This window comes from Streptomyces sp., assembly GCF_019510245.1.
Lineage (GTDB): Bacteria > Actinomycetota > Actinomycetes > Streptomycetales > Streptomycetaceae > Streptomyces.
Genome location: NZ_JAEKKT010000154.1, coordinates 1 through 22737, shown reverse-complemented (window position 1 = coordinate 22737; position 22737 = coordinate 1). Strand labels below are relative to the sequence as shown.

27 protein-coding genes are annotated in these 22737 nt (G+C 71.5%); 21 read left to right on the top strand and 6 right to left on the bottom strand.

The window, feature by feature from the left end:
* Positions 1 to 23: 23 nt before the first annotated feature.
* Positions 24 to 743 carry a hypothetical protein gene (locus tag JF597_RS28265; RefSeq protein ID WP_294002018.1) on the bottom strand — a complete coding sequence of 240 codons (720 nt, stop codon included), beginning with the start codon at positions 741 to 743 and terminating at the stop codon, positions 24 to 26.
* A 272-nt stretch (positions 744 to 1015) separates the two neighbouring features.
* On the opposite strand from JF597_RS28265, the gene JF597_RS28260 reads away from it, so the two are divergent.
* The 7 genes from JF597_RS28260 (at position 1016) to JF597_RS28230 (ending at position 4998) form a co-directional block, all read left to right on the top strand.
* Positions 1016 to 1255 carry a chaplin gene (locus JF597_RS28260; protein WP_294002016.1) on the top strand — a complete coding sequence of 80 codons (240 nt, stop codon included), beginning with the start codon at positions 1016 to 1018 and terminating at the stop codon, positions 1253 to 1255.
* A gap of 200 nt (positions 1256 to 1455) precedes the next feature.
* Entirely contained in the window at positions 1456 to 1746 is a 291-nt protein-coding gene (locus JF597_RS28255; protein WP_294002113.1) for a hypothetical protein, read from the top strand.
* Positions 1747 to 1876: 130 nt separating this feature from the next.
* A complete protein-coding gene (locus JF597_RS28250; protein ID WP_294002015.1) occupies positions 1877 to 2377 on the top strand; it encodes a DUF5949 family protein in 501 nt (166 codons plus the stop codon).
* Complete coding sequence (locus JF597_RS28245; protein ID WP_294002013.1) at positions 2377 to 2961, top strand: vitamin K epoxide reductase family protein; 585 nt, start codon at positions 2377 to 2379, stop codon at positions 2959 to 2961. The genes JF597_RS28250 and JF597_RS28245 overlap by 1 nt, the downstream gene beginning before the upstream one ends.
* Positions 2962 to 3137: 176 nt before the next feature.
* On the top strand, positions 3138 to 3653 hold the full coding sequence (locus JF597_RS28240; RefSeq protein WP_294002012.1) for a hypothetical protein: 516 nt from the start codon (positions 3138 to 3140) through the stop codon (positions 3651 to 3653).
* Positions 3654 to 3722: 69 nt separating this feature from the next.
* Positions 3723 to 4148, top strand: a complete 426-nt coding sequence (locus tag JF597_RS28235) for a tyrosinase cofactor (RefSeq protein ID WP_294002011.1) — start codon at positions 3723 to 3725, stop codon at positions 4146 to 4148.
* Entirely contained in the window at positions 4132 to 4998 is an 867-nt protein-coding gene (locus tag JF597_RS28230) for a tyrosinase family protein (protein ID WP_294002010.1), read from the top strand. The genes JF597_RS28235 and JF597_RS28230 overlap by 17 nt, the downstream gene beginning before the upstream one ends.
* 61 nt (positions 4999 to 5059) lie before the next feature.
* On the opposite strand, the gene JF597_RS28225 is transcribed toward JF597_RS28230, so the two are convergent.
* The 4 genes from JF597_RS28225 to JF597_RS28210 form a co-directional block, all read right to left on the bottom strand.
* Complete coding sequence (locus tag JF597_RS28225) at positions 5060 to 5344, bottom strand: chaplin (RefSeq protein ID WP_294002009.1); 285 nt, start codon at positions 5342 to 5344, stop codon at positions 5060 to 5062.
* Between the two features lie 104 nt (positions 5345 to 5448).
* Complete coding sequence (locus JF597_RS28220) at positions 5449 to 6438, bottom strand: D-2-hydroxyacid dehydrogenase family protein (RefSeq protein ID WP_294002007.1); 990 nt, start codon at positions 6436 to 6438, stop codon at positions 5449 to 5451.
* A 148-nt stretch (positions 6439 to 6586) separates the two neighbouring features.
* A complete protein-coding gene (locus JF597_RS28215) occupies positions 6587 to 7516 on the bottom strand; it encodes an NAD(P)-dependent oxidoreductase (RefSeq protein WP_294002005.1) in 930 nt (309 codons plus the stop codon).
* A 26-nt stretch (positions 7517 to 7542) separates the two neighbouring features.
* Positions 7543 to 8499, bottom strand: coding sequence for a ScbA/BarX family gamma-butyrolactone biosynthesis protein (locus JF597_RS28210; protein ID WP_294002003.1), 957 nt, complete (start codon positions 8497 to 8499; stop codon positions 7543 to 7545).
* A 464-nt stretch (positions 8500 to 8963) separates the two neighbouring features.
* Between JF597_RS28210 and JF597_RS28205 the strand changes: the two genes are divergently transcribed.
* Positions 8964 to 9785, top strand: a complete 822-nt coding sequence (locus tag JF597_RS28205) for a response regulator transcription factor (RefSeq protein WP_294002002.1) — start codon at positions 8964 to 8966, stop codon at positions 9783 to 9785.
* 157 nt (positions 9786 to 9942) lie between these two features.
* Complete coding sequence (locus JF597_RS28200) at positions 9943 to 10551, top strand: ScbR family autoregulator-binding transcription factor (RefSeq protein WP_294002000.1); 609 nt, start codon at positions 9943 to 9945, stop codon at positions 10549 to 10551.
* Positions 10552 to 10566: 15 nt separating this feature from the next.
* On the opposite strand, the gene JF597_RS28195 is transcribed toward JF597_RS28200, so the two are convergent.
* On the bottom strand, positions 10567 to 11151 hold the full coding sequence (locus JF597_RS28195) for a TetR/AcrR family transcriptional regulator (RefSeq protein ID WP_294001998.1): 585 nt from the start codon (positions 11149 to 11151) through the stop codon (positions 10567 to 10569).
* Between the two features lie 399 nt (positions 11152 to 11550).
* Here JF597_RS28195 and JF597_RS28190 point away from each other — a divergent pair, with 399 nt between their 5' ends.
* The 12 genes from JF597_RS28190 (at position 11551) to JF597_RS28135 (ending at position 22686) form a co-directional block, all read left to right on the top strand.
* The gene (locus tag JF597_RS28190; protein WP_294001996.1) at positions 11551 to 12180 is read left to right on the top strand and encodes an OvmZ protein; all 630 of its coding nucleotides are present in this window, start codon (positions 11551 to 11553) and stop codon (positions 12178 to 12180) included.
* On the top strand, positions 12177 to 12404 hold the full coding sequence (locus tag JF597_RS28185; protein WP_294001994.1) for a hypothetical protein: 228 nt from the start codon (positions 12177 to 12179) through the stop codon (positions 12402 to 12404). The genes JF597_RS28190 and JF597_RS28185 overlap by 4 nt, the downstream gene beginning before the upstream one ends.
* 373 nt (positions 12405 to 12777) lie before the next feature.
* Complete coding sequence (locus JF597_RS28180) at positions 12778 to 13149, top strand: dehydrogenase (RefSeq protein WP_294001992.1); 372 nt, start codon at positions 12778 to 12780, stop codon at positions 13147 to 13149.
* Positions 13146 to 14147 (top strand): ester cyclase, encoded by a 1002-nt coding sequence (locus JF597_RS28175; RefSeq protein ID WP_294001991.1) that lies wholly within the window; start codon positions 13146 to 13148, stop codon positions 14145 to 14147. The genes JF597_RS28180 and JF597_RS28175 overlap by 4 nt, the downstream gene beginning before the upstream one ends.
* 121 nt (positions 14148 to 14268) lie before the next feature.
* The gene (locus JF597_RS28170; RefSeq protein WP_294001989.1) at positions 14269 to 14679 is read left to right on the top strand and encodes a nitroreductase family deazaflavin-dependent oxidoreductase; all 411 of its coding nucleotides are present in this window, start codon (positions 14269 to 14271) and stop codon (positions 14677 to 14679) included.
* Positions 14676 to 15266, top strand: coding sequence for an NAD(P)H-dependent oxidoreductase (locus JF597_RS28165; protein WP_294001987.1), 591 nt, complete (start codon positions 14676 to 14678; stop codon positions 15264 to 15266). Before JF597_RS28170 ends, JF597_RS28165 begins: the two co-directional genes overlap by 4 nt.
* Positions 15267 to 15485: 219 nt before the next feature.
* Positions 15486 to 16790 (top strand): cation:proton antiporter, encoded by a 1305-nt coding sequence (locus tag JF597_RS28160; protein WP_294001985.1) that lies wholly within the window; start codon positions 15486 to 15488, stop codon positions 16788 to 16790.
* Positions 16791 to 16946: 156 nt separating this feature from the next.
* Positions 16947 to 17606 carry a hemerythrin domain-containing protein gene (locus JF597_RS28155; protein ID WP_294001983.1) on the top strand — a complete coding sequence of 220 codons (660 nt, stop codon included), beginning with the start codon at positions 16947 to 16949 and terminating at the stop codon, positions 17604 to 17606.
* A gap of 59 nt (positions 17607 to 17665) precedes the next feature.
* A complete protein-coding gene (locus JF597_RS28150) occupies positions 17666 to 19135 on the top strand; it encodes an MFS transporter (protein WP_294001982.1) in 1470 nt (489 codons plus the stop codon).
* Between the two features lie 153 nt (positions 19136 to 19288).
* Entirely contained in the window at positions 19289 to 20209 is a 921-nt protein-coding gene (locus tag JF597_RS28145) for a MarR family transcriptional regulator (RefSeq protein WP_366916456.1), read from the top strand.
* A 160-nt stretch (positions 20210 to 20369) separates the two neighbouring features.
* Complete coding sequence (locus JF597_RS28140; RefSeq protein WP_294001979.1) at positions 20370 to 22085, top strand: tryptophan 7-halogenase; 1716 nt, start codon at positions 20370 to 20372, stop codon at positions 22083 to 22085.
* A gap of 31 nt (positions 22086 to 22116) precedes the next feature.
* The gene (locus JF597_RS28135; RefSeq protein ID WP_294001977.1) at positions 22117 to 22686 is read left to right on the top strand and encodes a flavin reductase family protein; all 570 of its coding nucleotides are present in this window, start codon (positions 22117 to 22119) and stop codon (positions 22684 to 22686) included.
* Positions 22687 to 22737: the final 51 nt, after the last annotated feature.

Sequence of the window (22737 nt, the reverse complement as noted above, 5' to 3'; positions counted from 1 at the left end):
ACTGCGGGCGTGGACGCGGCGTACTACCGCGCGTCCACGGCGGCGAAGAGCGCGCCCGCCCACGCCGCGTCGCGCTGGGAAACGAGCCGGAAGGTCAGCTGGTCACCGCCCTGGGCGAGACCGGTGCCCAGATCGAACACATCCGAGCCGTAGCCGAGCGTGTTGGCGTACGCGGGCTCACGCCGGGCGCGTACCGGGCCGGGTTCGTTGATCGTGGAGTCGAGTACGTCGTCGGCCGGGTCGGCGGAGTCCTGGAGCGGGACGGGTGCGCGGCCGGCGGTGGTGTAGGTGAGCGAGTCGCCGGTGCCGCCCCGGTCGCCGTTGTAGGCCACCGGACCCGTCCGGCCGTCGGCGCCACGCGGGGCGTGTAGCCCGTTCGGCCGTACCTCGGCCGGTGTGTCGGGGGAGAGCCCGGGTCCGCCGGAGCGGACCGGCGCGGTCACGTCCGCGGAGGCCTGGACGGCGTCGGCGCCGCGGCCCGCGCGGTGGCCCACGACGGTGTCGGCGAGCAACTCCTCGTGGGCGCCGCCGGGTTCGGGCAGCCGGAGCTCGGCGCGGGACGGGTCGGCCGCGCGCGCGAAACCGCCGCGCGGCAGCGCGTGGCAGCGCTCGGCGAAGGGGATGCGCGGAGCCTCGGGGGCGGCCGGGCCCGTCGCCCGGGCGGTGCCCGGTGCCCGGACCGGGGCGAGGACGAGCGCGCTCGCCGACGCGCGGCACGGCAGCGGGCCCAGGAGATAGCGCATGACCGGCTTCGTTCTTTCAGGGAGAGGGGGAGAAGTGCGGGAGGAGATGGCGCGGAAGAGTGCGATGTGATGCCAATACGGGTAAGTCGGGAGGCTCGCAACTCTAGTCGCTATCGGTATTAATCCGTCAAAACCGGGCAAGTGTGTCGGAGTCGTGAAGGCGGCTCCCCGGAGATCACTCCTTCGGCGGCACAACCCGGGGCGGAGCCACGCGTTGACACAGCGCTGGGCATCCGCCCGAATGTTTGTTTCGACCCCAAGGAGTCCTCTCCATGTCGCGAATCGCGAAGGGCCTGGTCCTGTCCACCGCCGCCGTCGCGGCCGTCGCCGGCGGTGCCGGTGTGGCTGCCGCCGACAGCGGCGCGAACAGCGCCTCCGCCCACTCCCCGGGCGCGCTGTCGGGCAACGTGATCGAGGTTCCGATCCACGTGCCGCTCAACGTCTGCGGCGACACCATCGACGTGATCGGCCTGCTGAACCCCGGCTTCGGCAACACCTGCGTCAGCGACTGACGCGGCGGCTGTTCCTTTCGGCCGGCCGGTCCGTGTTTTCCCGGCCCTTCCCCGAACCGTGCCCCGCCCGGTCAGTGTTTCCGGGATCTCATATGTCTTCCGGGAACGGGGTTTCCGGTGCGCCGGGACGTCGTTGGACATGACGTCGGAATTCCCCCGGGCGGCTTGCGTTGCCGAAAGTCGCCGAAGAAAGGAGCATGATGAAATCGCTGAAGGCCGTCGCCGTCGCCGCCGGTTCCGTGGCTCTCGTCGGCGTCGCCGCGCCCGCGTTCGCCTACAACACCGCCGATCTCACGCCCACCAGCCTCAACGGCGCCGTGAACACGCTCACCAAGGACGGCCTGGACCTGAACCAGGCGATGCCGCTGCGGCACCAGTCCAAGGCGCTCGACACCGAGAACAAGCGGTCCCCGCTCAGCGCGGTCAAGGCCGCGGCCGGCGCGCTCAACCAGCACAACCCGCTGCTCGGCGGCCTGCCGCTGCAGAGCTGAGCCGAGCCGGGCGGGGATGTTCGAGGGGCACCGAGGGGTGTCCCTCGTTCGTGTGGCCCGGCCGGCAAGCGTCCGCCGACCGGGTGAGCGGGCACCCGGCCGCCGCACGGCCCGTCGGTAGGGTCGCGCGGTGACCTCAACCCCAAGCGAAACCCGCCCCTTCCGCCTCGCCGACCTCGGCACGCTCGTCGTGCTGGCCTGGAGCGGCGAGGCCCCCGACGGCGGCGACATGCCCTACCTGCTGGCCTACTCCCTCGGTGACGCCGAGGGCGGTCCCGAGGCCACCGGGGCCGCGATCGAGGCGCTGCTGGCGAACAACGGGGTGCCGGTCGGCGGCGACCTCGTCGACGGCACCGCCCGCCCCAGCCTGCCCGTCACGCTGCTCGTCGAGGCCGGCCAGGCCGTGCTCAGCCTGGCCCCGCTCAACGCCCAGTGCCCCGCGCCCGCGGAGTGGCTCGCCGCGGTCGGCGAACGCGGCTACGCCTACCTGGTGTTCACCACCCGCCCGTGGCCCGAGGGAGAGCCCGGCAAGCCCGTCACCCCCGAGGCGCTGAAGGACTTCGCCGGGGCCGAGGAGACCCTGACGGCCGCCGCGCACGTCGTGCTGCCGGCCCGCAGCCTGCGCGGCTGATGGCCGGGACCGCGGGCGCCGGGCGGGGGTTCGCGCTGCTGACGGTGGTCACGGGGGCGGCCGGGCTGCTGGCCTCCTGGGTCATCACCCTCGACAAGTTCAAGCTGCTGGAGAATCCGCGCTTCGTGCCCGGGTGCAGCCTCAACCCGGTGGTGTCCTGCGGCAGCGTGATGAAGAGCGCCCAGGCCTCGGTGTTCGGGTTCCCCAACCCGATGCTGGGCCTGGTGGCCTACGGCGTCGTGATCTGCGTCGGCGCCGGCCTGCTGGCCGGCGCCCGCTTTGCCGCCTGGTACTGGCTGACCTTCGACGCCGGCTGCGCCTTCGGCATCGGATTCGTGTCCTGGCTCCAGTTCGAGTCGCTGTACCGGATCGGTGCGCTGTGCCTGTGGTGCTGCCTGGCCTGGGTCGCCACCATCGTCCTGTTCTGGTACGTCACCTCCTTCGCGGTACGCCACCGGTTCCTGCCCGCGCCGCGCGGGCTGCGGGAGTTCCTCGGCGAGTTCACCTGGGTGCTGCCGGTGCTGCACACCGGAGTCGTCGGCATGCTGATCCTGACCCGGTGGTGGGACTTCTGGACCAGCTGATGAGTGAACAACTGATGAGTGAACAACTGATGAGTGGCCAGCTGATGAGCGACCCGTGGATTGCTGAACAGCCGACTAATGCTGCACTCGGGCGAATTGTGAACTGATGCCGAATTCCGGCTCGTTACCCGGTACGGACGTCGCTGCTCTCGCATCCCGAAAGGCCCGTACCTGCCATGAAGCCGACCACCCGAGGAACCCTTGCCGTCGTCGTCGCGGGCGTCGCCGTCGCCGTGGGCGCCGCCGCCACGCCCGCCGTCGCGGCCGGCGGGGTCCCCGTCCCCGTGCCCCTGGACGGCGTCGAGAAGTCCCTCGGCGTGCAGATGCCCAAGCTCGGCATGGAGCTGCCGCTGCTGGTCCCCGGCGTCCCCGAGGGCCCTCGCTACGTCGAGGGCCGGCTCATCCCGGAGGGTGCGCTGCCGCAGGTGCCGATGAACGGCAAGCTGCCCGGCGTCGGCCTCGGCGTGCCGCTCCCGCGTGCCCTCGGTGCCGGGTTCGACCACGTCGGCGTCGACATCCCCGCCTCCGACCTGCGCACCCTCACCCCCGGCCTGGAGCTGGACGCCCCCCTCAGCGCGCCCGACCCCCAGCACTACGGCGTGCCGCACCTGAAGATGCCCCAGGTAGGGGTGCTCGCCCCGGTCCTGCAGACGGTCCTCGGCGGCGACCTGGGTGCCGGCCCCGGCAAGTAGCCCCCCGCGCGTGCGGCCCTTTCGGTCCGTCCCCGCGCCGGACGGCGGCGCGGTGGTGACCGGACGGCGGTGGGCAGACCGGCGCGGCGCGAGCTGACGCGGGGACTGTTCGCCTGCGTGGTCGCCCTGGTGGTCGCCCCGGTCGTCGCGGCCTCCCGTCCGTCGCCCCGGGCGGACGGGCCGGCGGGCACCTCCTTCGACGAGACCTATCGGGGCCGCCGTATCCGGGGCGCCCTCGTGCCGGCGGCCGGGCGGGCCGTCGGCGACGGCGAGTGGCAGGTCACCGTGGACGGCCGGCCGCTGCATCTGATGCGGCGGGCCGACGGCACCTGGCTCAGCATGGTCGACCACTACAGCTCGTACCCGACCCCGCTGGCGGCGACCCGGGCGGCCGTCGACGAGATGGGGCCGGGGCAGCGGCTGCGCGATCCGGCGCCGGGGCCGACGGACGGGGGACACATGCACATGGGGGGAGACCATGGCGTACGTGCGTAAGGACGTCAGCAGGCTGACGGCCGCCGAGCGGCGACGGCTCGTGACGGCGTTCCTGGAGGTCAAGAGGCGGGGCGAGTACGACGACTTCGTGCGGACGCACATCGAGTACTACACCCCCGACGGCGAGGACGGACTGCGCGCCGCCCACATGGCGCCCTCCTTCCTGCCCTGGCACCGTCGCTTCCTGCTCGACCTGGAGCAGGCCCTGCGCCGGGTCGACGGGTCGGTGACGGTGCCGTACTGGGACTGGACGAAGGACCGTTCGGCGTCCGGGGTGCCGTGGACGAAGGACCTGCTCGGCGGGAACGGCCGGGCCCGCGACCAGCAGGTGACGACCGGGCCGTTCGCCTACGCGGCGGGGCACTGGACCATTACGGAGGGCATCACCGACGGCGAGTTCCTCGCCCGGGACCTGGGCCGTTCCCGCGACCCGATCGACCTGCCCACCCGGGCCGAACTCGACCGGGCACTGGCCGACCCCGCCTACGACGTCCCGCCGTGGGACTCGACGGCCACCCGGGGTTTCCGCAACCGGCTGGAGGGCTGGGGGACCGGCAGCGGCAAGGCGTCCTGGCACAACCACAACCGGGTGCACCGCTGGGTCGGCGGGGCGATGCTCGGCGGCGCCTCCGTCAACGACCCCGTCTTCTGGTTCCACCACGCCTTCCTCGACCTCCAGTGGGAGCGGTGGCAGGCCCGGCACCGCGGGCGGCGCTACCTGCCGGCACAGCCACCGGGCCCCGGAGACCCGCAGCACGGACGGATCGTCGCCCGGGGCGGGAAGCTGCCGCCGTGGGACGTCACCCCCGAGTCGCTGGAGGACGTGAGCCGGATCTACCGGTACGTCTGAGGAGCCCCGGAGACGGGAGGAGCCCCGGCGCGCTGGGCGCCGGGGCTCCGCAGACGGTGGCTCAGGAGCCGTAGCCGCCGTTCTTGCCGTCGCTGCTCTTGAGGTGGCCTTCGCTGGCGCAGGTGTTGCCGAACGCGGGGTTCAGCAGACCGATGACGTCGACGGTGTCGCCGCACAGGTTCACCGGGATGTTGACCGGAACCTCGATGACGTTGCCGGACAGCACGCCGGGCGAGTTGACGGCCTCGGCGTTGGCACCCGCGTCGGCCAGGGCCAGGCCGGCCCCGCCGATCACCACAGCGCCGGTGCCGAGGGCTACGACGGCGGCCTTCGCGATGCGAGACATCACGTTCTCCTTCTTGTTGCTGGGGGAGTGCGGCGGCAGGACCAGCCGCCGCACTCCCCGTTCAACGCCCCGACCTGCGGCTGGTCACGCCGATCACCGGACGATCACTCCAAGGGCCGGAGTCGGGACACCCCCTGAGGCAGCCGCCGTACCGGGGCTCCCGCCAGGAAGGCCCGGATGTTCTCCACGGCCTGGCCGTAGTACGTCGTGTAGTTGGCGTAGGAGACGTAGCCGAGGTGCGGGGTGGCCAGCAGCCGGGGCGCGGTGCGCATCGGATGGCCGGCGGGCAGCGGCTCGATGTCGAAGACGTCGACACCCGCGCCCGCGATCCGGCCCTCGTGCAGCGCGGCGAGCAGCGCGTCCTGGTCCACGATGGCCGAGCGGGAGGTGTTGACGAGGTAGGCGGTGGGCTTGAGGAGGGCGAGTTCGGCGGCGCCGAGCAGCCCTCGGGTACGGTCGCCGAGCGCCAGGTGCACCGAGACGAAGTCGCTGGTGGCGAGCAGGTCCTCCTTGCTCGGCGCGAGATCGACGCCGACCTCCTCGGCGCGCTCCTCGGTGAGGTTCTGACTCCAGGCACCGACCCGCATCCCGAAGGCGAGCCCGACCTGCGCGACCTTGCTCCCGATCTTCCCGAGCCCGAGCAGCCCCAGCCGGCGCCCGTGCAGGTCGGCGCCGACGGTGGACTGCCAGGGCCCGCCGCCGCGCAGCGCATTGCTCTCCTGGACCACCCCCCGGGCCAGCCCCAGCAGCAGCGCCCAGGTCAGCTCGACGGGCGGCGTCGAGGAACTCTCCGTACCGCACACCGTGACCCCGTGCGCCTCGGCGGCCGCGTAGTCGATGACGCTGTTGCGCATCCCGGAGGCGATCAGCAGCCGGAGCCGGGGCAGCCGCCCGAGCAGCGACCCGGGAAAGGCGACGCGCTCGCGCAGGGTGACGACGATGTCGAAGTCGACGAGGGCCGCGACGAGTTCGTCCTCGCTCCCGAGATGCTCCCGCAACGAGACCACCTCGACCCGATCGGAGAGCGAGGCCCAGTCGCCGAACTCCCCGCCCACCCCTTGAAAGTCGTCGAGTACAGCACAACGAAGAACCATTACTTCACCGTACCGTCCACTTGAGCGCCTCTTCAGGGGCGCGGGGCACTGCGCGACCGGCTACGACTCACCCCGCAGCCGCCCGACGACAGACCCCGGCACCCCCTTCGGCGCACAGCAGAATCGCCGCACAGAAAAGGCCGGAACGTCAGTTCGTCGCAAGGATCGAGCGGTACCACGGCTCGGCCCGGCCGAACCACGTGGCGAACCCTCCCCCCGGACCCTGACCGAGATCCGCCCAGAGGTCGTCGGCCGCGAAGAAGTGGTCCGTCGTGAGGATGTCGAGCGCGCCCGGCGCGACCCCCTTGGCCGCGAGGATCGCCTTGGCCCCCTCGACCGTGAGGTTGTCACGTGGCCAGTCGATCCCCGCACAGTCGGCGACCGCCCGCAACGCACGGCCCACGGTGACCGGCGCCGGATCCGCGGCGTGGTACACCCGCGAGGTCAGGACCCCGTCCGGCGCCAGCGCGGTGGCGACGAGCAGCCGGGCCAGGTCCGGTGCACCGATGACCGACGCCCGGGACAGCCAGCCGGCCACCACTCCCGGCAGGGCCCGCAGCAGCCGTGCCAGGGTCGGACCGACCCACATGTCCCCCTCTCCGAAGACCAGATGGGGCCGGAGCACCACACCGCCGGCCGCGAGGACCGCGTCCTCCGCCGCCGCGCGGGTGCGGGAGGTGACGGAGCCCGGATTGCGGGCGAGCTCCTCGGGCCGGTGACCGCGGAAGGTGCCGCGGCCGTACACCGAGGCCGTGCTGAGCTGGACGATCCGGCGCACTCCGGCCCGCCGCGCCTCGGCGACCAGCGCCGCCGTGCCACGCGCGTTGACCGCCTCGTTGGCCGCGGCACTGCCGCCGATCTGCGCCGCGCAGTGCAGGAGCACGTCGACCCCGTCGCACACCCCGCGCAGCGAGCCGGGGTCGGTGAGATCGGCGTGCACGGCCCGTGCCCCGGCGCAGGTCCGCGGCAGGGACCGGCGGTGGCTCATGAGCCTGAGGTCGGCCCGCCGGTGCTGTGCCTCGCGCGTCACATGGGTCCCGACGAACCCGGACGCACCGGTGATGAGAAGGACGGGCACGGGGCTCTCCCGGGGAGCGGTCGAGGTCAGCGGACACGGGGCCGCAGGACGAGTTCGGCGGTGAAGACCGTCTCCTGCCGCTGGCTGCCGGCCACCCGCACCAGCAGGTCGCCGGAGCCGCCGTACGGTTCGGGGTCGGCCGTGATCCAGCAGGGCGCGTCCAGTTCGGCGTACCGCGTGAACTCGCTGCGCATGCCGAGCAGCAGCGCGCAGGGTGCCCCGGTGCGGGCGTGCGCGGCCTGCCGGGCGGCCTCCAGGAGGAACATGCCGGGTATGTGGTCGACCGGGTGGTCGAAGTAGGTCGGGTGCGCGGTGTCGACCCGCAGTTCCCATCTGCCGTAGGTGCCGGTCGCGGGTTCGCCCAGGACGACGTGCCGGGCGGTGGCGTGGCCCACGGCGGCCGGGTCGAGGGCCGGCGGCGGGGTGCGGTCGGTGGTGGTGGGGCGCTCCCCGCGCATGCGCCGGTACACCTCCGGGCTCATACAGCGGAACGCGGCCGAGGCGGTGGCGCGAGCCCCGTTCTCCCGCACCACGGTGACGTCGTAGCGCATCTCCCGCAGCCGGCCCGCGCGGCGGACGACGTCCCGGCAGACCGCGTGCATCTCGACGTCGGTGGGGACCGCGTCCGCGACGAGCAGCCCGGGCTCGGTGGTCATGGACATGTCAGACATGAGGAACTGGTGGCCGAACGGCACGTCGAACTCGGCGTGGGCGAGCAGGGAGCCGATCTGGCGGATCGACTCGATCAGCAGCATCGGGTCCTGGTATCCGCCGTCGGGGGCGAACAGCGCGTGGCTGCGCGGCCATTGGGCCCGGACCACGAAGCCGTCGAAGCCGTCGCCGTGCGGGGCCTCGTCGCGCTCCCAGCCGGTGAGCAGGACTTCGGAGACCGCCGCGCGGTGGACGTACTCACGCGGCACAGTGGTGGTCAGTCCGGGAAGCAGCGGCTTCGGGGCGATGGCCCGGTCGGTGAGGTGCGGCATGTGCAGCGCTCCTGTGTCGGTGTGACGGAAAGGAGGGGGCAACAAGCCGTACGCCGGCTGTCACCCCCCGTGGCCGACGTTCTGCACCACAAGATACAGACAGGTCGGTCCGGTTCTGCAAGGGGCGAGGCGATTTCTTGGGCGAGTCGGGGCCGCTTCGGGGTCTGCCATCGATGTCAGTCGACCGCTATGTCGGTATTGCGACCAATAAACGTGCAAGGTTGTATGGTTCAGCTGAAGCGCCGGGCCCTTGGTCAAGTCTTTCCGCGGGGCGACTTAACGGAGTCCCACCTCCCACTTGTCCGGTATTCCGACGAAATCGCAGCTCACGGTAGGGGCGATGAAAGCCGGTTCGGGCGCCGCGCCCGTCGGCCTGGGCGGTTGACAATCAGACAAGTCTGTTTGGTACGGTCGGTTGTGAACCCGCAGTCCGAGATGACGTGGATGTGCCTCAGGGGGAGCAGATGAACCGCCAGTACGCGGACCTCGTGGCGCCGTCGCCGCGGCACCACCGCTCGCACGGCCCGCTCGTCCCGGTCGGTCACCCGGCCGGGCATCCGGCGCACCCGGCCCCCGCGTACGGCGCGCCCCGGGCGGGAGCGCTGCACGTCCTGGTCGTCGAGAACGACCCACGGGCCGCCGACCCCCTCCTGCAGGGGCTGGCCCGGCACGGCTACGCGACCCACGGCGCGACCACCGGCGCCCAGGCGCTGCGCGGCCACCGCGAGGCCGACCTGGTACTGCTCGACCTCGACCTGCCCGACCTCGACGGCCTCGAGGTGTGCCGGGGCATCCGGGCCGTCAGCGACCTGCCGATCATCGCCCTCGCCGCGCGCGGCTCGGAGCTCGACTGCGTGCTCTGCCTGCAGGCGGGCTCGGACGACTACCTCGTCAAGCCGTACGGCTTCCGGGAGTTGCTGGCCCGGATGGAGGCGGTGCTGCGCCGGGTGCGGGTCCGGCCGGCGGACCAGCCGGCGGACCAGCCGGCCGCCGGCCGGGTCGTCGCCCACGGGCCGCTGCGCATCGACCCGGGCGCCCGCACGGCCGTCCTCGACGGACGGCCCCTCGACCTGACGCGCAAGGAGTTCGACCTCCTGCACCTGCTGGCCTCGCAGCCCGGCACGGTGATCCCGCGCCGCCAGATCATGGCCCAGGTGTGGGACGACGCGTGGTCGCCGCGCGGCCGCACGGTCGACACCCACGTCGGCACCCTGCGCGGCAAACTGGGCTCCAGTGCCTGGATCGTCACCGTCCGAGGGGTCGGTTTCAGGATCGGCAGCCCCTGAGGCCCCCGCACGTCCTCCGAGGTCACGCGAGGTTCCGGCGCACGGCCGGTGAACCGCTTTCTGACAACTCCCGCCGCGGTACTGACCGTAGGCCGCCGATGCGGCTTACGATACAGACCAGTCTGTTGAATTCAGCGGGAGAGCGTAAGGATCTGGCATGGCTCAGCAGGAACGCGGCAAGCGATCACGGCGATCGATCCTGGAGGCTGCGGCCCAGGTCTTCGACGAGCGCGGCTACGACGCCGCCAGCACCAACGAGATCCTGGCCCGCACCGGCCTCACCCGGGGGTCCCTCTACCACCACTTCCCCTCCAAGGAAGCCATCGCGCTCGCCCTGGTGCAGGCCCATGCCGAAGCCCTGGAAGTGCCCGAACGGCCGGTCAGGCTGCAGTCCGTGATCGACCTGACCCTGGAGTTCGCCCGGCGCCTGCAGCACGACGCGGTACTGCGCGCGAGCGTACGGCTGACGACCGAGCAGACGTCGTTCGACTGCCCGCCGCAGACCACCTACGAGCAGTCCATGGACATCATTCTGACGCTGCTTCAGGAGGCGGAGAAGCGGGACGAGATCCTGCCGGGGGTGGACGTGCGCGAGGTGACCGCGCTGATCGTCGGTTCCTTCACCGGCCTGCAGATCATGTCCCAGGCCTACACCGGCCGCGCCGACCTGCCCGAACGCACCAGCGTCCTGTGGAAGTTCCTGCTGCCCGGCCTCGCCACGCCGGGCCTGGTCGGGCGGCTGCGCACGACGCCGCCCGAGGACTGACCGGCCCGCTCTCCCTCAGATCCTGCGCTCGCCGCCCCGGCCCGGCGGCCGGTCCCGGTCGAACAGCGGGCGCAGCAGCCGCCACAGGCGCTGGGTGATCTCGCCGTCCCACCAGCCCGGGTCGGTGTGCCCGAGAGTTTCGATGCCCGCGGCCATCACCACCGCCAGGTCGGCGAGGTCCCCGGCCGGCTCCTCGGACTCCTTCTGTGCCTCCGTGACCCGTTCGTGGACCGCGGCGAGCAGGTCGTCGCGGAGCCGGGGCGGTCCGGCCGAGCCGTCCGCGGCCAGCTGCATGCCCGCCCGGACGACCTTCTCGGTGCGCATGGCCTCGCCGAGCGCGAACAGAAAGCGTTTGGGCGCGTCCGCCGCCGGCCCCGCGAAGGCCTCCTCGGTCAGTGCCTCCACCCGTGCTCTCGCCTCCTCGTACACGGCCGCGGTCAGCGCGGTGGTGGAGGCGAAGTGGTGGTAGAGCGCCCCCCGGCTGACCCCGGCCCGGCGGCAGATGTTGACCAGTCCCGCGTCGGACAGCCGACCGTCCGCGATGAGCTCGGCGGTGGCATGGACGAGAGCCTGACGCGTGTGCTCGGATCGCGCCTGCATCAGGTCGTACCCGCCTTCCCTGCCAACAGTGTGCCCGATACATGCACTGCCTGCGGGCACCGGTGCCAATGGTGGTAAGAATCATACAACCATGCCTGTTTAATGGGAGGGCCCCGGGGGAGGTCCACCTCCCCATGATCTACACAGAATCCCAACGTCCCTGGCCGCAGGGGTGGATGTCCGGAAACATGCGTGCCGAGCGAGGCTCCGCGGTGATCCTCAATCAGACAGGTCTGTTTGTAACAGGGGTCGAATCCGGCCACTTGGCACAGGTTTGACACTCCGCTGACAGAGCTGCGGAGGATTGTGGGAAGCCTGAACCGCCGTGCGTTGAACCGGCCGCCCGCCCCCCTGAGACTGGATGCAGTTCCACACGGACCGAGGATTCGGGGGATCCGAATGGAAGAGCCGGAGCGACTCACCGACGACCACGTCAGCCGCGACTGCCGCAGGCGCTGCGGCCGGATCTGCGTCCGCTGCCTGGACCGGATCGACGGCGGCCTGCGCACCCTGCTCGACCTGTACCGGGAGAGCGACCAGGCGCTGGTGCCCGGGGCCCGGGTGCTGCGCGAGCGGGTGAGCGGCAGCCGTGCCACCGTCGGCATCGTGCTCGACGAACGGGCGCTGGCCCTGCGGGCCCGGGCGACCGAGGTCATGGCGCTGTGGGCGCGGCTCGTCGTGGACGAGCGCGCCGGCGCCCGGCCCGCGGGCCGCGGGGTGACCGCGCTGGTCGGGTTCCTGCGCGGGCAGCTGCCCTGGTTCGCCGGGCACCCGGCGGGCGCCGACCTCGACGAGGAACTCGCCGAACTCCTCGCCGACTTCCGCCACCTGCTCGGCCCGGGCCCGGCACGCCGGTTCACCCTCGGCGCGTGCACCCGGCCGGAGTGCGCCGGGACGCTCTACGGCGTCCTGCCGGCGGACGGCGGCGACCGGGTGCCGGAGCAGGTCACCTGCGACGCCGGCCACGCACTGCCGCCGCGCCAGTGGCTGCTGGTCGCGAACCGGACCCGGGAGGCGGTGACGACATGACGGAGCCGAACCGTCCGGCCGGGCCGGCGAGCGAGACGGCGACCGCAACGGCGAAGCCGCGCACGGTGCCGACGGAACTGGCGGCCCTCGCGATGGGCGTCACCCAGGCGACCATCCGCAAATGGGCCAGCCGCGGCAAACTCACCCGCCACGGCGGCCCCCGGCGAGCCGAGTACGACCTCGACGAACTCTTCGCACTGGCGCGCAGGAGCGAGACGGAATAGGCGGCGCGAGCCCCGGTAACCGCAGCGAATTCGAGTGACCCCTCGCCGCCGCACGGAATTCACCGACCATCACCCCGCAAGAAAACCGGATCCGTGCGGGGATCCGGTACGAAGCAGCCCCCGCGGCCCATCCCCCCTGCCGCGGGGGCTTCTTCGATTACCCGTCTGATTATCAACTCACTTCAGTTAAAGGGAAGTTGACGCAACCGAACAGAGGTGTCACACTCTTTTCGGCGCCCCCATGCCCTGACGGCGGCGGCGCTTCTCCCGGGCTTCTGCATTCGAGCCCGAGGCATCCTTCTCGAAATCCGTGTCCCGACCGGGGCGCGGATTTTTTGTTTTCCTTCCGCCCCGACTTGAGGAAGTGTGGTCGATGCCTGTTTCCACCTGGACACCCGTCGGTCAATGGACGGGTACGGTCACGCACGACGGCGAGGTGGACGAGTACACCGTCGCCTTCGCCCCGGACGGCTCGCTCTCGGTCACCACGCGCAAGAGCACCGGGACCGGCGCCTGGACCGTCACCGGCGACGACTCGCTGGAGTTCTCCCTGCGCGAGGACTTCAACCTCGACGTCACCCAGATCAGCCCCAACGGCCACCGGGCCGCGTACATCCAGATCGACATCACCGCGCGGCACGACGGCGACACGCTCACCGGCGAGGGCAAGGCCGTCGTGCACGGCCCCGACGACGTCGTGATCTACGCGACGGACGCCCGGACCGAAGCGCGCCGGGTGTCATGACGGCCGAGGTCGCCCGGCTCACCGACGTGCTGAGCCTGCGGGACCTGGCCGGGCGCTATCTGGCCGGCCTCGACGAGGGCGGCTTCGACGAGACCTGGGCCAGGTCCCTGTTCACCGAGGACATCGAGATGACGTTCCCGGTCGGCAGCCACCAGGGCCTCGCCGGGGTGGCCGGCTTCACCACCGAGATCATGGCGCGCTGGGGCCGTACGCACCACCACGGCTCGGAGACCCAGGTCGACGTCGACGGCGAACGGGCCGAACTGAGCTGGAGCCTGATCGCGTCCCACGTGCACCACGGCTCGCCGCTGCCGCCGGACCCCACCCAGTACTTCCAGCTCGGCGGCCGCTTCACCGGCACGGCCCGGCGCACCCCCGAGGGCTGGCGGTTCGACCGGCTCCGGTTGCGGATCGTGTGGACCACCGGCGCCGTGCCCAGGGGAGTGACCCAGGTCGACCGAAAGACCCTCGACACCCGAGGAAACACGCCCACTTCAGCCAAGGAGAACCCACCCATGCCGACCACGCTCACCGCGGACCAGCAGAAGGAACTGATCGAGAAGGTCTTCCACGAGGGCCTGGACCTCGGCGACCTGTCGGCCGCCGACCGCTACCTCACCGCCGACTTCCGCAACCACGGCAGCCACGACGACTCCATGCGCGGTCCGGAGGCCTTCAAGCACACCATCCGCATCCAGCAGTCCGCGTTCAGCGACATCAAGTACGAGATCCTCGACTTCATATCGATGGGCGACAAGGCCGCCATCCGCTGGGTCATGCACGGCCGGCACACCGGCCCGTTCATCGGCATCCAGCCGACCGGGCTGCAGGTGCAGCACCAGGCGATCATCTGGTTCCGCTTCGAGGGCGACCGGATCGCCGAGCGCTGGGGCATCGTCGACAACTTCGCCCTGGAGCGCTTCCTCAAGTCCGGCGGCAAGCCGGCCGGCCCGCTCACCCCGGCCGGCGGCCCGGGTGCGGGCAAGCCCGCGGCCTGATCCGCCACCCCGGCCGCGCCCGGCCCCCGCTGACGGCGGCGGGGGCCGGGCGCCGTACGCCGCCATCTCCCGGCAGACCCACCAGAACGCCAAGGACCCGACGGAGCAAGGGACTTGAGACATGCCGATCGACAGGAAAGTCGCCCGCTTCAACCGGCGGTTCGCCAACCACTTCGTCGGGCCGCTGTTCAGCCGGCTGCCCGGTTTCGGGAAGGTGCACCACCGCGGCCGTAAGTCCGGGCGGGAGTTCGCCACGCCCGTCAAGCTGTTCCGGCGCGGCGCGGACATCGTCATCACACTGCCGTACGGGCCCGGCTCCGACTGGGTCAAGAACGTACTGGCGGCGGGCGGTTGCGAGATCACCACGCGCGGCCGCCGGGTCCGGGTCACCGGACCGGTGGTCTTCACCGACGACGGTACGACGAAGATGCCCGCCCTGACCCGGCGGATCCTCTCCCGGGTCGAGGCCACCGAGTTCCTCGCGCTGACGCCGGTCGAGGAGCCGGCGCGGCTGCGGGCGGCCCGGTCGTGACCGCCGTCGGCCTGGTCACCCGGCCGGTCCGGGTGGCGCTGCTGGTCGGCTCCGCCCGCGACGGGCGGCTCGCCCCGGACGTCGCGGGCTGGTTCGCGCGGGTCGCCGCCCGCCGCGACGACCTGGTCCTGGACGTCGTCGACGTCGCCGAGCACCTGCTGCCGGCGAGCCTCGACGAGGCCGACCCGCGGGCGGCGGCGCTGCGGCCCCGGCTGGCCGGCGCGGAGGCGTACGTGATCGTCGTACCGGAGTACAACCGCAGCGTGCCCGGTCCGCTGAAGACCCTCATCGACAGCTTCCAGACCGAGTGGGAGGCCAAGCCGGTCGGGTTCGTCGGCTACGGCCTCGGCATGGCCGGCGGGGTGCGGGCGATCGAGCATCTGCGGCAGATCTTCGCCGAGTTCCACTGCGTGGGGATGAAGGACGTCGTGACCTTCCCGCGGGTGCTGGAGCACTACGACGCGGAGGGCCGCTTCGCGGCGGACGCCGACGGGGCCGAGGCCGCGGCCAAGCTGATGCTGGACCAGCTCACGTGGTGGGCGACCGCGCTGCGCGAGGCCAAGGCCGCGCGTCCCTACGGCACTTGAAAGCACCGCCCGCAACAGCGCCCCGTCAGGGGCGCGGGAACTGCGCGACCAGCCCCGACGGCGCGGCAGCCGCCTGACCACCGTGCCCGGCACTGCTATGCGCAGAAGGAGCCGAGATCCGTGGTGGACCGACCGCAGGTCCGATCTGGCTGGTCGCGCAGTTCCCCCGCGCCCCTGACGGGGCGCGTCACCTGATCCCCCCTGTATGAGGAGAACGCGATGGCTGCCGCCGCCCCCGATCCGCTCACCCCCCTTCTCGTCGCCGTGCCTGTGGTGATCCTCGCCTGCCGGGCCGGTGCCCAGTTGCTCAGACGGTTCGGGCAACCCCCCGTCGTCGGCGAGATACTCGTCGGCATCCTGTTCGGCCCGTCCCTGCTGGGCTGGCTCTGGCCCGGCGGTCAGGCGTGGCTGTTCCCGCAGTCGGCGCTGCCGTACATCGGCGTGCTCGGGAACATCGGCCTGCTCGTGTTCATGTTCCTCGTCGGACTCGAACTCGACCTCAAGTCCCTGCGTGGCAACAGCAGAACGGCCGTCGCCGTCTCCCAGGCCGGCATCGCGCTGCCCCTGGTGCTGGGCACGCTGCTGGCCCTCGGCATGTACGGCGACTTCGCGCCGCCCGGCGTCGGGAAGCTGCCGTTCGTGCTGTTCATCGCGGTGTCGATGAGCATCACCGCGTTTCCGGTGCTGGCCCGCATCCTGACCGACCGGGGCCTGTACCGGACCCGGGTCGGCGCGCTCGCCATGGCCAGCGCGGCGGTGGACGACGTCAGCGCCTGGTGCCTGCTGGCCGCGGTGGTGGCCGTGACGAAGAGCAGCTCGCCCCTGGAGGCCCTGACCACCGCCGGGTACGCGCTCGTCTTCGCCGCCGTGATGGTCCTCGTGGTACGCCCGCTGCTGGCCAGGTGGGCCGCGCGGGCGGAACGCCGGTACGCCGACGGTGTCGTGCTGGTCGTGCTGTTCAGCGGGCTGAGCCTGGCCGCGTGCGCCACCGACCGGATCGGGGTGCACGCGCTGTTCGGGGCGTTCCTGTTCGGGGTGGTCACCCCGCGCGGCAGCCGGCGGATCGAGGCCACCGCGGCCCGGATGCGGGCCTTCGCGGTGCCGGTGCTGCTGCCGCTGTTCTTCGTCAGCACCGGGCTGAAGACCGACGTGGGGCTGCTGGGCGGCAGCGGCACGCAGTGGCTGTGGGCGGGCGCCGTGCTCGCGGTCGCCGTGGTCGGCAAGTGGGGCGGCAGCACGCTCGCGGCCCGGCTCTCCGGCCGGGACTGGCGGGACTCCATGTCACTGGGCGCGCTGATGAACTGCCGTGGCCTGACCGAGCTGATCGTGCTCAACATCGGGCTCGGGCTGGGCGTCATCGGGCCGGAGCTGTTCACCGTCCTCGTGCTGATGGCGCTGCTCACCACGGCCATGACCACCCCGGCGCTGACCCGGATCCGCAAGGGGATCGACGAGGAGGCCGGGCAGGAGACGGCCGGAATCGGCCAGGACGAGCCCGCCCTGGAGATCGCGAGAACCCGCTGACCTGCGCCTGCGGGCGCGACAGCGGCGTCAGCCGCCGACCGGCGAATAGTTCTAGCCTTGATGGTTGGAAGGCTGCTAGTTGGAAGCTTGATAGATAAGTGGGTTGACGATACTCTCGCAGTACGACGAAGCAGTGAGGCAGTGAGGGAGAGAACGATGAGCCAGGACTTCAAGAACCTCGACATGACGATGATGTTCGCCATCCACGACGCGCTCCGCCGCGAGCTGGAGCGGATCGCCCGGATCACCGCGCGGGTCGACGAGGACCCCCGGCACGTCCTGAGCGCCGCGGTCGGCTGGGAGCTGTTCAAGAAGTTCCTGACCGTCCACCACACCTCCGAGGACGTGAAGATCTGGCCGGTCATGGAGGCCGCGCTGGTGGGCAAGGACGCCGAACTGGCCCTGCTCGCCGACATGGAGGCCGAGCACGGTGTCATCGACCCGCTGCTCGCCGACATCGACGCCGCCCTCGCCGACCGCGACTCCGGCCTGGAGCGCCTGACCGGCCTGACCGACACCCTCTACACCAAGCTCGGCGGCCACCTCGACCACGAGGAGCGGGACGCCCTGCAGCTCATGGACATCACGCTCTCGCAGGAGCAGTGGCAGGACTTCTCCGCCGAGCAGCGCACCCGGATCGGCGACGACTCCGCCCGCTACCTGCCCTGGATGCTCGACGACATCGACGCCGCGAAGGTCGCGAACATCCTCGGCAAGATGCCCGAGCCGCTGCGCAACGCCTACGAGAACGACTGGCGCAAGGCCTACGAGGACCTCGCCATCTGGACCCCCAGGACCCCCTCCACCAGCCGCTGACCGGACCCGAGGGCTCCGCTCGACAACCCCCAACCCTGAGACAGACACGGAGACATCTCATGTCGCTGCAAGACCGCACTCAGGCCGTCCCCAAGGCCGCCGCCCCGCCGCAGCAGGACGGCAAACTCGGACTGGCGTTACTCGTGATCGCCGCCGCCCAGCTCATGCTCGTCCTCGACAACACGATCGTCGCCGTCGCCCTGCCCAGCATGCAGAGCGCCCTCGGGCTCAGCGAGTCCGGCCTCGGCTGGATCGTCACCGCCTACGCCCTGGCCTTCGGCGGGCTGCTGCTGGCCGGCGGCCGCGCCGGTGACCTCTTCGGCCGCCGCCGGGTCTTCCGCACCGGACTGGTCCTGTTCACCGCCGCCTCGCTGCTCGGCGGCCTCGCCCAGAGCGGCGAACTGCTCATCGCCGCCCGGGTGATCCAGGGCGCGGGCGCCGCCATCGCCGCCCCCACCGCCCTGTCCCTGCTCGCCACCACCTTCCCGGCCGGCCCCGCCCGCAACAAGGCGCTCGGCGTCTACGGCGCGATGGGCGGCCTCGGCTCGGTCGTCGGCCTGCTGCTCGGCGGCGCGCTCACCGAGTACCTGAGCTGGCGCTGGGTGATGTTCGTGAACATCCCGATCGCCCTGGCCGTCCTGTTCGGCACCGGCGTCCTCGTCGAGGGCGAGCGCGAGCGCGGCAAGGTCGACGTGCCCGGCGCGCTCACCGCCACCCTGGGCTTCGGCTCGCTCGTCTACGCCATCAACCGCGCCGGCGAGAAGGGCTTCGGCGACGGCGTCACCCTGATCGGCCTGGGCGCCGCGCTCGTCCTGATCCTCGCCTTCGTCCTCGTCCAGCGCGCGAGCAGGGCGCCGATGATCCCGCGCGGGGTGCTCGCCGACAAGAGCCGCGTCGGCGCCAACCTGATCATGTTCCTGGTCGGCGCGGGCATGCTCGCCACCTTCTACTTCCTGACCCTCTACATGCAGCTCGTCAAGGGCTACGCCCCGATGGTCACCGGCGTCGCCTACCTGCCCTTCGCCCTCGGCATGGGCATCGCGGCCGGCGGCGTCGGCCCGCAGCTGCTCGCCAAGCTGCCCGAACGCAACGTGATCGCCCTCGGTCTGCTGATCGGCACCGCCGGCATGGTCTGGTTCAGCTTCATCGAGCCCGGCCAGACCCCGTGGGCCGCGCTGCTGCCGGCCCAGCTGGTCGCCGGTCTCGGCCTCGGCATGGTCTTCGTGGCCGTCACCATCGTCAGCGTCCGCGGGGTCGCCCCGCAGGCCACCGGCGCGGCCTCCGGACTGGTCAACACCGCCCAGCAGATCGGCGGCGCCATCGGCCTGGCGGCCCTCGCGGCGGCGGCCACCGCCATCACGAACCACGAGCTGCCGGGCAGCGTCCCGCACGCCCTCACCACCGGCTACTCGTACGGGTTCCTGCTCGGCGGCGGCTTCTACCTGCTGGCCCTGATCGTGGCCCTGGCCACCCTCCCGGGCACCCGTCCCCAGCACCAGGACGCCGAGCACCCGCCCGTCGCCCTGTGACCGGCCCCGGCGGCCCCGCCCTGACCACTGCGGGCGGGGTCGCCGGTTCCCCGGTACGTGCCGTGCCGGTACCGGCACCGGTGGGCAAGCCGTCGATATACTCGGGCAGGAGGTGCTGTCTTGCGGTACGAGAGCGACGACGAGCGCGGCCCGGTGACCCGGACCGAGCAGACCGCGGAGGTCCCCGGCGTCCTCCCGGACGCGCTCACCGACTTCATCGGCTACCTCCTGCGCCGCGTCTACGCGCAGTTCGCCGCCACCGACGACGGCGGTGACAGCGACCCCCGTGACTTCCTGGTCCTCGACGCGCTCACCGGCCGCGACTGGGAGTCCCAGCTCGACCTCGCCGAACGGCTCGGCATCAACCGCACCATCATGGTCGGCGTCATCGACCGGCTGGAGGCCCGCGACGAGGTCCGGCGCACCCGCAACCCCGACAACCGGCGCCAGTACGTGCTCTCCCTGACCGACCGCGGGCGCGAGGCCGTCGGGGCCAGGCGGCGGGCGGTCGCCGAGCGGGACGCCCGGCTCACCGCCGTACTCACGGACGAGGAGACCGCCCGGCTCGACGAGCTGCTGGCCCGGCTGCTGCCCGAGTCCGCGCAGCCCCTCGTGCAGGGCACCGAGTACCTGGTCGGGCAGGCCCACCACCGGCTGCGCAAGCACGGCGACGACAAGCTGGCCGGCACCGGCCTCAGGGTGCGGCACTACGGCCCCCTCTCCGCCCTCGAGGTGCTCGGTCCCATCGCCCAGCAGCGGCTCGCCGAACTGCTCGCCATCACCGGGCCCGCCGCCTCCCAGCTCGTCGACGAACTCGTCAAGCTGGGCCTGGTGCGCCGTGGCCGGGACCCGCACGACCGGCGCCGCTACGCCCTCGAGGTGACCGACCTCGGCCGCGAGCAGCTCGGTGTCGTGGCCCGGGCCGTCGAGGGGCTCGCCGCGGACGTCTCCGCCATGCTCGGGCCCGGCGGCGCGGACGAACTGCGGGAACTGCTGCTGAAACTCCTCGCCCCGACGCATTCCGGTCCGGCATTCGCCGAGGACACCAAGTCATCCGTCCCCGCCAGGGGTTGACCCTCTGGCCAAAGGATGTCACGCTTAATTCAGCGGATACTCCGCGCCCTTTTCAAGGCTCTTCGCACCGCCCTTCCGATGTCCTTCCGGAAGGGCCGCGAGGGGCCTTTTTTCATGCTGATTTCCCGTTGCGCACCGCCCCTCGACGAAGGAGACAGTCATGGTCGCCCAGAAGACCGACGGCGCGCCGGAACCGGCGCGCATACCCGAGGACATGACCTTCGACGTCATCATCCTCGGCTCCGGCCTCGCCGGCTCCGTCACCGGTGCCGTCCTGGCCAAGCACGGTGCAAAGGTGCTGCTGGTCGACGCCGCCGCGCACCCGCGCTTCGCCATCGGCGAGTCCATGACCCCGCAGCTCGTGGAATGGATCCACATCCTCTCCGAACGCCACGACATTCCCGAGCTGAAAAGCCTGGCGAGTGTCGAGGCCTCCACCCGTGACATCGGCCCGACCTTCGGCACGAAGGCGCATTTCGGCTTCATGAAGCACGAGGTGGGAAAAGAGCCGAACCCGCGTGAGGCCACCCAGCTCGCACTGCCGAAGATATTCCACCAGAACAGCCACATGTTCCGGCAGGACAGCGACTCCTTCATGTTCCACGTGGCCATCAAATACGGCTGCACCCCCCGGCAGAACTGGCGTGCGAACGAGGTCGAGTTCGACGACGACGGCGTCACCGTCCTCGGCCGCAGCGCCGCCCCCGGCGCCGAACCGGAGCTGTACCGGGCGAAGTACCTGGTGGACGCCTCCGGCTTCCGCTCCCCGCTCGCCGACAAGTTCGACCTGCGCGACAAGCCCACCGCCCGCTTCAAGCACCACTCCCGCTCGATGTTCACGCACTACGTCGGCATCAAGCGGTTCGACGACGTCAGCGGCCACCCGCAGGAGCTGCGCCCGCCGGCCGACTGGCACACCGGCACCATGCACCACCTCATCGAGCGCGGCTGGTTCTGGATCATCCCCTTCGACAACCACCCGAAGTCCCGCAACCCGCTGTGCAGCGTCGGCCTGACGATGGACGAGCGCACCTACCCCAAGCCCAAGGACCTCACCCCCGAGCAGGAGTTCCAGTCCTTCCTCGACAAGTACCCGGCGGTCAAGCGCCAGTTCGACGGCGCCACCCGGGTCCGCGAGTGGATCTCCACCGACCGGCTGCAGTACTCCTCGAAGCAGACCATCGGCGACCGCTGGTGCCTGATGTCGCACGCGGCCGGCTTCCTCGACCCACTGTTCTCCCGCGGCCTGTCCAACACCATGGAGGTCGTCGACGCGCTCACCTCCCGGCTGATCCCCGCCCTCGAGGACGGCGACTTCTCCGCCGAGCGCTTCGAGTACGTCGAACGCGTCGAGCAGGGTCTGCTCCAGTACAACGACGACCTGGTCAACAGCTCCTTCATCGCCTTCTCCCACTTCCGGCTGTGGAACGCGGTCTTCCGGGTCTGGGGCTCCTTCATCACCCCCGGCACCATGCGGCTGACCCGGGCCCGCCTCAAGCACTTCAAGGACCACGACGTACGCCACTTCGACGAGCTGGAGAAGGTGGCGTACCCGGGGCTGTGGTGGCCGCAGAGCGACTCCTTCAAGCGGATCCTGGAGACCACCGCCGAGACCTGCGAGAAGTACGAGGCCGGCGCGCTCACCGGCGACGAGGCGGCCGACATCGTCTTCGGGCTGCTCAAGGAGTCCCCGGTCGTCAACCCGGTCTTCGGCTGGAAGGACGAGGAGCGGCGGTTCATCTACCCCTCCACGCTGACCATGGCCCGCTTCCTGTACTGGGCCTCCGTCGAGGCCCCCGCCGAGATGAACAGCGTCGGCCGCGAGTTCCTGCTCGGCATCCTCAAGGCCGGTGCGAAGGTCCGCAAGCTCCTCTGACCCCTCCCAGCCAAGCCAGAAAGGGATCCGCATGTCCGCAGCAGCGCGGTCGCTGTCCCGCGCCGAAGAGACCCGGCCCGTCGAACCGCTGGACCTGCGCCGCGTGTGCGGCCTGTTCACGACCGGTGTCACGGTCATCACCACCGGCCCCGACGGCGACGCGGACGGCACCACCGTCAACTCGTTCACCTCGGTCTCGCTGGAACCCCCGCTGGTGCTGTTCTGCCTGCACCACCAGTCCCGGCTGCACACGCTCCTGGAGCGCAGCGGCGGGTTCACCGTGAACTTCCTGTCCGGACGGCAGCAGCCGCTGGCCCGGCACTTCGCCGGGCGCCGGGCCACCGCCGGCGCGAGCGCCTTCGAGGGCGTCCCGCACCACTTCACCGAGGACGGGCTGCCCGTGCTCAGCGAGGCCCTCGCCCACCTGACCTGCACCACGGTCGACGTGCACACCGCGGGCGACCACGACATCGTCATCGGCGAGGTGGTGGAGCTCGGCGTCCCCGAGCACGGCCTGGAACCGCTGATCTTCTTCGACGGCTCCCTGGGCCCGCTGGAGACCGGCGCGGACCGCTTCCAGCACGCCCGGCAGGCGTCCTGACATGCGCAGGGTGCTCATCGCCAACCGTGGCGAGATAGCCGTACGCGTGGC